Origin of the sequence: Polaribacter sp. Hel1_33_96 (assembly GCF_002846595.1) — a bacterium.
Classification (GTDB): Bacteria; Bacteroidota; Bacteroidia; order Flavobacteriales; family Flavobacteriaceae; genus Polaribacter.
Map to the genome: position 1 here is coordinate 1,895,656 of NZ_PJMV01000001.1, position 11,844 is coordinate 1,907,499.

The window sequence follows — 11,844 nt, forward strand, 5'->3', positions numbered from 1 at the left end:
AATCGCAAAAACAAGATTGTAGTAATTATGTATTCTTAAAACCTAAAGAATTGAAGTTACTGATTTTTATTCTCTAAGATTTCTTGAAAAGAATATTCATAATCTTGTGCATATAATAATTTATATTCTTTTTGAAACTTCTTAAAGGTGCTTTCTGCTAAACTATGATTGCCTTTGTAGTTATACGCTTTACATTTAAAAACAACAGCTTCTTCGTTAATAGAATCAAAATTAAAAATACAATCACATAAATGAAGTATAAAATCTGGATCGGTTTTAAAGTCAAAACTTTCAGCAAAATTAATTAAGGTTTCGATTATAGCATCGGCAACATCTTGTTTAAATGAGTCTAGCCATTCGTAATTTAAATTCGATAAAAATGGTCCTTTTTGAGTAATTTTAATCAAATGGTCTATTCGATCTCTATTTATAGTCTTTTTGTTTTTGGTTATCTGAATAACCTCGTAATAATCTGTTTTTAACGCTTTGTAATTATGATTTATTTTCCAATACCCAGTTTCTTTATCTATTGTACAATCTCCAAGTTCTTTTATTAAGTTTTTTAGCTTAGTAATGTTCACAGACCTATTGTTTTGCGCACTTCTTGTAGGCTTATCATACCATAAAATTTCTATTAACTTTGATGATGATATACCTTTGTTATTCTTAAAAGTATACATCCATATTAATAAAAATAATTCTTTTAATAAGGGCGAAAATTTACCTGTAATGTCCTCTCGGTTTTTGTTAATTACCTGAAAACCCCCGAAAAATATGATTTGATATTTATATTCTCTTTCTATTGGTTTAAAATCGAGATCTTTTTCCTCAATATCAATATTTTCTATCTCTTTTCTCCCGGCATCAAGAACAACAACTTTTTTCTCTTTAATTACTCCTACTGACTGTTTTCTCTTTTTACGCTTTACAACATATAAAACAATTAGTCCTATAATGGTTACTCCCCCAAATATCCAGTACCAATAATTAGTACTTTTAGCGGTTTTAATTGGCATTTTAATTGCTGGAAAATCTATTGAATTTATGCTAAACTCGTTTTTATTCTCTTTATTTAAAAAGGAATTATACGCTACTAATTTTTTCTGATTAGGCATATAATACAAATTAGCCACAGATTTAATATCTAAAAATTTAAAAGGGATAGAATCGCCCACTATTGTAGTGCTATTATTGTCTAAATTTCCTTTTAAAAGTTTTAAATATCCTTCATATTTAATTTTATCTGAAACAAGTGCAAAATAATCTCTATTGTCAGGATTAATCCACATCTTGTTGGCAACAATCATATCATTACTAAAAGGATTAATAATATTAAATTTATGTTTAAACCTTTTGCTTTTAATGGAAAACGCAATTAAACTTGAATAGCTACGAGGATTTGTTACCTGACTTCCTGATGCACTTCCATAACCTCCTAAAATATAAATAGAGTCCTTAAAGATGGCGCTTCCTGCTAAATATCTTGGTTTAAAAATACTATCATTGGTAGGTAAATTAGTCCAAGTGCTGTCTGTTAAGTTTAGTTTTCTTACAATATTATTGTATTTGTATTGTCCGTAACCTCCCAACATATAAATTGAATTATCTGACGGGTTAAACACATTATTGTGTTTTTGAAAAATTAATTTACCTGTTTTTTTTGAAAAAGTTTCTAGATTATTCCACTTTCCTGTTTCTAAATTTAAATAGGAATAAAGCTCTTTATCTGCAGCGTAAATGTAAATTTGATTATCGTTTGTATTATAAATTGCTCTATGGGCTAATGTTAAATCTATTTTACCGTTTTTGTACGGCGTTCTTTTAATAGTATTGTCTTGGGTACTATAAGTTAAGACAGAGGTTTCGTTTAAGAGATAAATGATTCCTTTTTCTTCATTTGAAGCTACCAATTGCACTCCTTCTGTTATAGAAGAAAAATTCAAATTCCAATTTTGATGTCTGCATAAAATCCAATTTGGATTTTTTAAAATGGCTTGTGTGTGTTTTAAAACATCAGAAGTGGTATTACCTCCACATTGATTTAATGGAAAATGAGAAAATAAACTGCCGTTTTTAGTTAATTTAAGATCTCTAATATTCATTTCTGGAACATCTGAACTCGAAAATTCTTTGTAGTTATTTGCTCCAAAAAAGAGTTTAAAGGATTCTTGCTTATTCAACGCCACCGTTTTAAAAACAGGCTTACTATTAGATGCTGAAAATTGAATTTCGTTTTTATTTAAAAAGAATTTGATTTTAATGTCAAACCAATCGTTTTTATTAATAACAGATAAATCAATAGGTAAAGTGGTTTGGGTATCTCCGACCACTAAAATTAAACTTTTAGTTTGGAAACCTGAAAGGAGTAAGTCTATATTCTTATTTTCTTTACTTATAATTCTAAAAACATATCCAAACCCATTTCCTTTTTGTTTAAAATCTAATTTTAAACCAAAGGAAACTTCAAATTCATTTTTAACTTTTATATACTCATTTGGAGAAATTTCTAAACCTGTTCTTTCATCTAAAAGGTAACTTTGACCTTTAAAATTAAGACCATATTCTTGCGATGAAACTTCAAGAGAGGAGATTAAACAACCTAAAAGAAGTATCTGAAAAATAAGTGAAAATTCAATTTTTTTTAACAACATACTTTTTTTGAAATCATTAATTAAGCGACTGTTTTTTTAAGAAAGCTAAACTATCTTTAAGCTTTAGTTAAAATCAATTTGTAAAACATATCTACGCTAATAAACTATTACCAATAATTTAATCATTATAACAAAAATAAATGAAAAGTTGCTTACTAAAAAATATATAAGAGGTTATCTTATTTGTGAGGGCAATAAATTGTTTGTCATACTCTTTTATCTCTAAAATTTTTATCCAACATAATTAAATTAAATAGTTCTCTCATTCTTGATCTTACTCGATTTCCATACCTTTCTTCCAATTTATCAGCGTTGAATTTTTAGTGCTATTTGTTACTATTGGCTTTCCAATTTTTGCCGCTGGTTTTTTTCTATAAGATCCTGCAACGTTTTCTTTTCCTATTAATTCCTCAATTCTTTTATGATGATTTTCGAATATTGGAAGTAACATTCTACGGTTTATATCTTCCCGCAACACTTTGCTTTTAAAAATTTTTGCTGAGATGGGAACTTTTGCGTGCATAAATTCCTTTTGAAAGTCAATGATCTTGGTTTTTAGGATGTCTATTTATTGAACTAATTTTAGTTTGTTTTTGCTTCCTTGTATCCTCTGATAACGGAAGGCTAGCGAAAAATTTGGTGTCACTTATTTTAGCAAATTGCAAGTGACACCAAATAGGACACCTTTTTTATACAATTTAATGAATTTTATGAGTTTTGTAGAAAAGCAAAAACCCTTTAAAACATAAGTTTTAAAGGGTTTTGTTGTTGATTAAAAATCAATTTGCGGAGAAAGAGGGATTCGAACCCCCGGACCTGTTACAGTCAATAGTTTTCAAGACTACCGCATTCGACCGCTCTGCCATTTCTCCAGAAGTCTCATCAGATATTCTCTGAATGCGGATGCAAATATAGAAAGCTTTTTCATTTTCTGAAACAAAAAACAGATTATTTTTCAACTTTTTTGAATATCGTTCATTACAATTCATAGACAACTAATAATCAAGCATTCTAATTAAAATATAGTTTTTAGGAATCATTACAAAACAGTATAAATCTAAATTACTTCTCTCTTAGTTTGCTATATTTGCTATCATAATTTTAATTTTTAACGATGTCGTTTAATTCTTTTGGAAATTTATTAAAAGTAACTACGTATGGAGAATCTCATGGAACTGCTATTGGTGGTATCATAGATGGTTTCCCTGCTGGACTAAAACTTGACTTTGATGCAATTCAAAACGAGTTAAATAGACGTAAGCCAGGCCAATCTAAAATCGTTACGCAACGTAAAGAACCTGATTCCGTTGAATTTCTTTCTGGAATCTTTGAAGGTAAAACAACCGGAACCTCTATTGGTTTTATAATAAAAAATACAAATCAAAAATCAAAAGATTACAATCACAATACCAATATTTATAGACCTTCTCATGCAGATTACACATACGACAAAAAGTTTGGTAACAGAGATTATAGAGGCGGTGGAAGAAGCTCTGCTCGTGAAACTGCCAATTGGGTGGTTGCTGGTGCTTTAGCGAAACAATTAATTGCTAGCATGCATATTAATGCCTTTACCTCTTCTGTAGGTGATATTTTTCTAGACAAACCTTATCAGGATTTAGATTTTTCGAAAACTGAAAGCAATATAGTACGCTGTCCTGATGAAGCTTCTGCTGAGAAAATGATTAACAGAATTAAAGAAATTAGAAAGGCAGGAGACACCATTGGAGGCACAATTACCTGTGTTGCTCAAAATGTACCTGTCGGTTTAGGAGAGCCTATTTTTCAGAAACTACATGCGCAATTAGGTAGCGCTATGTTATCTATAAATGCTGTAAAAGGGTTTGAATTTGGTAGCGGATTTTGTGGTGCAAAAATGAAAGGTTCTGAACATAATGATATATTTAATGCTGATGGTTCAACGCAATCTAATTTATCCGGTGGAATACAAGGTGGAATTAGCAATGGAATGGATATTTACTTTAGGGTAGCCTTTAAACCTGTTGCTACTATTATGAGTTCTCAGCAAACGATTAACTCGGAAAATGAAATTGCAGAGATTACCGGCAAAGGAAGACATGATCCTTGTGTAGTACCAAGAGCTGTTCCCATTATAGAAGCTATGACAGCTTTGGTTTTAGCTGATTTTTGGTTGCTAAATAAAACAAGGAAGATTTAAATTTTAATTTTAAAATTTCTATTTTTTTCTAATACTGCTGCAACAAATCTTTAGGATAACGACGATTAACATCATAAAAACAAGTACGATTTTCTATATCCACTGTTAGGCGAAATCATCGAACAAGAATTGAATAGGAAGCAAATAAATTTATATTAAAAAAATATTTAAATTAAGATTTGTATATTTTAATATTTCCTCTTAAAATAAAGTTGTTATGACCACTAATCGGCTATATTTTATTGATATTATTCGTGCTTTTGCAATTTTAATGATGTTGCAAGGTCACTTTATAGATACCCTTTTATCTGAATCTTATAGAAACTTAAACTCAAATACTTTTTCTATCTGGTTGTATTTTAGAGGGATCACAGCTCCTACTTTTTTTACTATTTCAGGCTTAATTTTTACCTACTTATTATTAAAGGCCAAAGAAAAAGGAATAGAAAAGTTAAGGATTAAAAAAGGTATTATCAGAGGTTTTTTTCTAATTGGTATTGGTTATTTATTAAGAATTCCTTTTCTATCTTGGATGCACGGTCATTTTAACACCTACTTTTTGGTTGTAGATGTTTTACAATGTATTGGTTTAAGTCTAATTTTAATTATCCTTATCTACCTTTTATGCGCTAGAAAAATAATCGTATTTTCGATAGTATCGTTCATTTTAGGTTTCCTTATTTTTCTTTCGGAACCCTTATATCGTGGCTTAAGTTTTGATCATATCCCTATTCTTTTTAATAATTACGTTTCAAAAAGTAACGGCTCTGTATTTACGATTATACCTTGGCTTGGTTATGTGCTATTTGGTGCTTTTTTAGCCACTTTATTTCATAAGAATTTAAACAAACCTCATTTTAAAAAAATAATAATTGCTTCTTTTTTTACTGTTGGTGCTGTACTAATTTTATATTCATCTTATTTATTAAGTATACTATATAAAATAACAAACATTCAATTATTCCTTGACTCAGCAAGCTATAATTACTTATTTACAAGATTTGGAAATGTGCTGATTTACTTTTCTTTTTTCTATGGATTTGAAAAATTCTTGAAATTTCCATTAATTTTAAAAATCGGACAAAAAACATTATCTATTTACATTATCCATTTTATTATTATTTACGGAAGTTTTACGGGTATTGGGTTAAATACATTAATTGGTAAAACACTAACACCTTGGCAAGCTATTTTTGGTGCACTTCTATTCCTAATTACTGTTTGTTTTATTTCTTTCTATTATGTGAGGTCAAATAAATTTTTGTACGCCCATCTAAGACGTTTATTTTATAAAATGAAAGGTTAATAGTAACTTTTATGACATGTTTAGTATATGAAATTTTTTATTTCTTTTTTGTTTTTAGCCATTACAACCCTAAGTTTTTCACAAACGCTATATTTAGATAAAGTGTCTGCTGTTTCTAAAAGAACGTATACCTACCAGAAAAATAAAGGTGAAAAAAAATTGAAACTAGATTTTTACAAACCAAAAAAAGTAAAAGGAGCACTTCCTTTGCTACTTTATGTTCATGGAGGAGGTTTTTCTGGAGGAAAAAGAAATGATAAAAATACTGTGAATTTTGCAAATAATATGGCTGCACGTGGTTATGCTGTTGCCTCTATATCTTATCGCTTAACCCGGAAAAACCTTGGTTTTAATTGCGATACAAAGTCTGAAGATAAAATAAAAGCTTTTAATGCTACCTCTGAAGACATAAGCTATGCTATAAAATACATACTCAGCAAAAAGAGAAGATTTAAGATTGATATAAATAAAATAATTCTGATTGGAACAAGCGCCGGTGCAGAAGCTGTGTTAAACCTAGCATATGTTTATGGAACAAAAATACTTCCAGAAGACTTTAAGTTTGCAGGATTAATAAGTATGGCGGGTGCAATTATCTCTCTAGATACTATCACTAAAGAAAAGGCCATACCCACACAACTATTTCATGGAACTGATGATCAATTAGTTCCTTATGACATTGATTCTCATCATTATTGTAAAAATAATAATGCCGGATATCTCATTCTTTATGGGTCCAAAGCCATCGCACATAAATTAAAAATATTAGGACAATCTTTTTACTTATACACCATTCAGAAAGGCGATCATAGTTGGTCTGGTAAACCAATGTATGAATGTACTCCTGAAATTTTAGATTTTTTATATTACGATGTTTTAAAAAATAAGAAAAGACAAATACAGAGATCAATATAGTTCATAAAAAAAGTAGTTAGGATAAAATTTTTACCCTAACTACTCTCTAAATTGTAGATTAATTTTAATTTTATTTAAGCCTGCCCTGATGGTCCAAAATTCATTGGAATTGGAGGTTTCTCATAATCTTTAATTTCTCCGTGAGCTTGTTCAAACTTTCTAACGTTGTCTGCAAGCGCCTTCGTTAACCTTTTTGCATGCTGAGGAGTTAGTATGATCCTCGATTTAACTTTTGCCTTTGGAACACCTGGCATTATATTGATGAAATCAACAATAAATTCTGACATCGAATGATTTATGATTGCAAGGTTAGAATAGGTTCCTTCCGCAATTTCTTGATCTAATTCAATATTAATTTGTCCGTCTTTGTTTTTATTTTCTTCCATACTTTATATTGTTTAATTATTGAAATGTGTGCTTTGCTTGTCCAAAAAAAAAAGTTGAATTGAATATTGCAATTTTAATTACAGTAAACAATTCAACTTTATAACTCTTAAACGCCTACACGTTGTTTATCTAGAAACTTTGTTCTATTTCGTCTTTAGGACCCACAAGAACTTTGTCATAAGCTCTCATACCTGTACCTGCTGGAATTTTCTTACCAACAATTACATTTTCCTTCAAGCCTTCTAAAGTATCGATCTTACCACTTACAGCAGCCTCGTTTAATACTTTTGTAGTTTCCTGGAAGGAAGCTGCAGAAATAAACGATTTAGTTTGAAGTGATGCTCTTGTTATACCTTGTAAAACTTGTTCTGCCGTTGCCGGTTTAGCATCTCTTGCAGATACTAAGTTGTGATCATTTCTTCTTAATAAAGAATTTTCATCTCTTAATTGACGAGCAGAAATAATTTGCCCTGCAGTTAAGTTTGTAGAATCTCCAGCATCTTCAACAACTTTCATTCCGTAAATTGCGTCATTATCTTTGATAAAGTCAATTTTATGAATTAATTGATTCTCTAAGAATAAAGTATCTCCAGAATCAATAATTTTAACTTTACGCATCATTTGACGTACAACAACTTCGAAATGTTTGTCGTTAATTTTTACACCTTGTAAACGATATACTTCTTGTATTTCATTTACTAAGTATTCTTGCACTGCCGATGGTCCTTTAATTCTTAAAATATCTGAAGGAGTCGTTGCCCCATCTGATAAAGGCATACCTGCTTTAATAAAGTCATTCTCTTGAACTAAAATTTGATTAGAAAGTTTTACTAAATACTTACTAATATCTCCCGTTTTAGATTCAACAATAATTTCTCTATTTCCACGCTTAATTTTCCCGAAAGAAACAACACCATCAATCTCTGAAACCACAGAAGGATTAGAAGGGTTACGTGCTTCAAATAATTCTGTTACACGTGGTAAACCTCCTGTAATATCACCTGCTTTTCCTGATTTTCTAGGAATTTTCACTAATGTATGACCAGATTCAACTTTATCTCCATCATTTACCATTAAATGAGCTCCTACAGGTAAACTATAAGATCTTAAAGCGTTTCCATCTTCATCTTCTATAATTAAAGAAGCAATGATTTTTTTATTCTTAGAATCTGTAATTACTTTTTCTTGGAAACCTGTTTGTTCATCAACTTCTACAGAGAAATTAATTCCTTGCTCTAAATTGTCAAACTTCACTTTTCCTCCAAATTCAGAAACAATCACACCATTAAATGGATCCCATTGAACAATAACATCTCCTTTTTTAATAGACTTACGCTCTTTATCATAAATGATCGAACCGTAAGGAAGAATATTTGTGCTTTGCGTAATTCCTGATTTCTTATCAATAATTTTAATCTCAGCAGTTCTTGATATTACTATATCAACTTCTTTACCCTCATTGTCTTTACCAACAACTGTGCGTAAATCATCAATAGAAACTTTACCTTCAAACTTAGCAATTAATTTATTTTCTTCAGAAATATTCCCTGCAACTCCACCAACGTGGAATGTACGTAATGTTAACTGTGTACCTGGTTCACCAATTGATTGTGCTGCAATTACACCAACTGCCTCACCAATTTGTACTTTATTACGAGTCGATAAACTCTGACCATAACATTTTGCACAAATACCTTTCGTAGATTCACAGGTTAAAGCAGATCTTACTAGCACCTTATCAATACCTGTTGCTTGGATTTTATCAGCAATTGCAATAGAAATAGATTCTCCTGCTCCTATTAATAATTCTTCAGAACCTGGCACGAATACATCTTGTAATGATATACGTCCTTCAATCCTATCTGATAAAGATTCTACAATTTCATCATTTTTCTTTAATGGACTAACTTCTAAGCCTCTTAATGTTCCACAATCCTCTTCATTAATGATAACATCTTGAGAAACATCCACCAATCTACGTGTTAAGTAACCAGCATCTGCCGTCTTTAAAGCTGTATCTGCTAAACCTTTACGCGCACCGTGTGTAGAAATAAAGTATTCAAGAATTGATAACCCTTCCTTAAAGTTAGAAAGAATTGGATTCTCAATAATTTCTCCACCACCAGCTGTAGATTTTTTAGGTTTTGCCATTAAACCACGCATACCTGTTAACTGACGAATTTGTTCTTTAGAACCCCTTGCACCAGAATCAAGCATCATGTATACTGAGTTGAAACCTTGTTGATCTTCACGTAAATTTTTCATGGATAATTCAGTTAATCTATTGTTGGTAGAACCCCAAACATCAATTACCTGATTATAACGCTCTTTCTGCGTTAGCATACCCATATTATAATTACCTACAATCATCTCTACTTCTTTATTAGCAGTGTCAATCATAGATTGTTTTTCTTTCGGAATAATAATATCCCCTAATGAGAATGATAAACCACCTTGAAAAGCGAATTTATATCCCATGTTCTTTATTTCATCTAAGAACTCACCTGTGGTAGGAATATCTGTAGCTTTTAAAATACCACCAATAATACCACGCAAATTTTTCTTAGTTAAAACCTCATTAATATAACCAGCTGCCGCAGGAACTTTTTCATTAAATAAAACTCTACCAACTGTAGTTTTTATAATTTTTCTAACTTGTTCACCATTTTCGTCAACATCATAAGTTCTTACTTTAATACCAGCATTTAAGTCTACCATTTCTTCGTTAAAAGCAATCATAACTTCTTCTGGTGAATAGAAAGTTAAACCTTCTCCTTTAATTTTAACTTCTGGAGTAGAAATTCTTTCTTTGGTCATATAATACAAACCAAGTACCATATCCTGAGAAGGTACAGTAACTGGTGCACCATTTGCAGGGTTTAAGATATTATGAGAGGCTAACATTAATATTTGTGCCTCTAAAATAGCCTCTGGTCCTAGTGGTAAGTGAACAGCCATTTGATCCCCATCAAAATCCGCATTAAATGCAGAACATGCAAGCGGATGCAGCTGTATAGCTTTTCCTTCAATTAATTTTGGTTGAAAAGCTTGTATACCTAGTCTGTGTAATGTCGGAGCCCTATTTAATAAAACTGGATGTCCTTTAATTACATTTTCTAAGATATCCCAAACAACTGGTTCCTTTCTATCTATTATTTTCTTTGCAGATTTTACTGTTTTTACAATTCCTCTTTCAATTAATTTTCTAATTACAAAAGGCTTGTAAAGTTCAGCTGCCATATCTTTTGGGATACCACATTCAGAAAGTCTTAATTCTGGTCCTACAACAATTACAGAACGAGCAGAATAATCAACACGTTTTCCTAATAAATTCTGACGGAAACGTCCTTGTTTACCTTTTAATGAATCTGAAAGTGATTTTAAAGGTCTATTAGATTCTGTTTTTACTGCTGATGATTTTCGTGTGTTATCAAATAATGAATCCACAGATTCTTGTAACATACGTTTTTCATTACGTAAAATAACTTCTGGAGCTTTTATTTCAACTAATCTTTTTAAACGATTGTTTCTAATAATAACTCTTCTATATAAATCATTTAAATCTGAAGTTGCAAAACGACCTCCATCTAATGGAACTAAAGGACGTAATTCTGGTGGAATTACAGGAACAGCCTTCATAATCATCCATTCTGGCTTATTCTCTCTATTTTTTTGAGAATCTCTAAATGCTTCTACAACATTTAGACGTTTTAGTGCTTCTGTTTTACGTTGTTTAGAAGTTTCTGTGTTTGCTTTGTGTCTTAACTCAAAAGACAACCCATCTAAATCGATACGTGCTAATAAATCAATTAAACACTCTGCTCCCATTTTAGCGATAAACTTGTTAGGGTCTGTATCGTCTAAATATTGGTTTTCTTGCGGTAACTCGTCAGCGATATCTAAATATTCCTCTTCCGTTAAGAAATCCATTTTTTGTAATGGCTCTCCTTCGATATTTTTTGCAATACCTGGCTGAATAACTACGTATCTCTCGTAGTAAATAATCATATCTAACTTTTTAGATGGCAAACCTAAAAGGTATCCCATTTTGTTAGGTAATGATCTAAAGTACCAAATATGAGCTACCGGTACCACTAAATTAATGTGACCAACTCTATCTCTACGTACTTTCTTTTCAGTAACTTCTACACCACATCTATCACAAACGATACCTTTGTAGCGTATTCTTTTGTACTTTCCACAAGCACATTCATAATCCTTTACAGGACCAAAAATACGCTCGCAAAATAAACCATCTCTTTCTGGTTTGTGCGTACGGTAATTTATTGTTTCTGGTTTTAAAACTTCACCTTTAGAAATTTCTAAAATAGCTTCTGGTGATGATAAACCAATTGAGATTTTATTAAACTTTTTTACAGTGTACTTCTCTTGTTTTCTTGCCATGT

Annotated in this window: 7 protein-coding genes, 1 tRNA gene and 1 pseudogene; 3 read left to right on the top strand and 6 right to left on the bottom strand. The window is 30.8% G+C overall.

Features of this window, described 5'->3' with window-relative positions; genetic code table 11:
* Positions 1 to 56 precede the first annotated feature (56 nt).
* The 4 genes and pseudogenes from ATE90_RS08285 to ATE90_RS08300 form a co-directional block, all read right to left on the bottom strand.
* Complete coding sequence (locus tag ATE90_RS08285) at positions 57 to 2,648, bottom strand: hypothetical protein (protein ID WP_180335190.1); 2,592 nt, start codon at positions 2,646 to 2,648, stop codon at positions 57 to 59.
* 209 nt (positions 2,649 to 2,857) lie between these two features.
* A pseudogene (locus ATE90_RS13680) lies at positions 2,858 to 2,965 on the bottom strand (ATPase); the annotation flags it as partial.
* Positions 2,926 to 3,174: a hypothetical protein gene (locus tag ATE90_RS13870; RefSeq protein ID WP_036785208.1), complete on the bottom strand. Its 249-nt coding sequence runs from the start codon at positions 3,172 to 3,174 to the stop codon at positions 2,926 to 2,928. The gene ATE90_RS13870 and the pseudogene ATE90_RS13680, both read right to left, overlap by 40 nt.
* 264 nt (positions 3,175 to 3,438) lie before the next feature.
* A tRNA-Ser gene (locus tag ATE90_RS08300) sits at positions 3,439 to 3,523 on the bottom strand.
* A 242-nt stretch (positions 3,524 to 3,765) separates the two neighbouring features.
* Here ATE90_RS08300 and aroC point away from each other — a divergent pair.
* The 3 genes from aroC (at position 3,766) to ATE90_RS08315 (ending at position 7,051) form a co-directional block, all read left to right on the top strand.
* Positions 3,766 to 4,830, top strand: a complete 1,065-nt coding sequence (gene aroC / locus ATE90_RS08305) for a chorismate synthase (RefSeq protein ID WP_036785206.1) — start codon at positions 3,766 to 3,768, stop codon at positions 4,828 to 4,830.
* Positions 4,831 to 5,047: 217 nt separating this feature from the next.
* On the top strand, positions 5,048 to 6,136 hold the full coding sequence (locus tag ATE90_RS08310; protein ID WP_081958146.1) for a heparan-alpha-glucosaminide N-acetyltransferase domain-containing protein: 1,089 nt from the start codon (positions 5,048 to 5,050) through the stop codon (positions 6,134 to 6,136).
* Between the two features lie 27 nt (positions 6,137 to 6,163).
* Positions 6,164 to 7,051, top strand: coding sequence for an alpha/beta hydrolase (locus tag ATE90_RS08315; protein ID WP_036785202.1), 888 nt, complete (start codon positions 6,164 to 6,166; stop codon positions 7,049 to 7,051).
* A gap of 74 nt (positions 7,052 to 7,125) precedes the next feature.
* On the opposite strand, the gene ATE90_RS08320 is transcribed toward ATE90_RS08315, so the two are convergent.
* Both ATE90_RS08320 and rpoC read right to left on the bottom strand, forming a co-directional pair.
* Entirely contained in the window at positions 7,126 to 7,437 is a 312-nt protein-coding gene (locus ATE90_RS08320; RefSeq protein ID WP_036785199.1) for a DUF3467 domain-containing protein, read from the bottom strand.
* A 130-nt stretch (positions 7,438 to 7,567) separates the two neighbouring features.
* Complete coding sequence (gene rpoC / locus ATE90_RS08325) at positions 7,568 to 11,842, bottom strand: DNA-directed RNA polymerase subunit beta' (RefSeq protein WP_036785197.1); 4,275 nt, start codon at positions 11,840 to 11,842, stop codon at positions 7,568 to 7,570.
* Positions 11,843 to 11,844 lie beyond the last annotated feature (2 nt).

Bases quoted from the DNA above. Each gene is read 5' to 3' on its own strand.
- ATE90_RS08310 (WP_081958146.1), top strand. From the start codon at position 5,048: ATGACCACTAATCGGCTATATTTTATTGATATTATTCGTGCTTTTGCA.
- aroC (WP_036785206.1), top strand. From the start codon at position 3,766: ATGTCGTTTAATTCTTTTGGAAATTTATTAAAAGTAACTACGTATGGA.
- ATE90_RS08320 (WP_036785199.1), bottom strand. From the start codon at position 7,437: ATGGAAGAAAATAAAAACAAAGACGGACAAATTAATATTGAATTAGAT.
- ATE90_RS13870 (WP_036785208.1), bottom strand. From the start codon at position 3,174: ATGCACGCAAAAGTTCCCATCTCAGCAAAAATTTTTAAAAGCAAAGTG.
- rpoC (WP_036785197.1), bottom strand. From the start codon at position 11,842: ATGGCAAGAAAACAAGAGAAGTACACTGTAAAAAAGTTTAATAAAATC.
- ATE90_RS08315 (WP_036785202.1), top strand. From the start codon at position 6,164: ATGAAATTTTTTATTTCTTTTTTGTTTTTAGCCATTACAACCCTAAGT.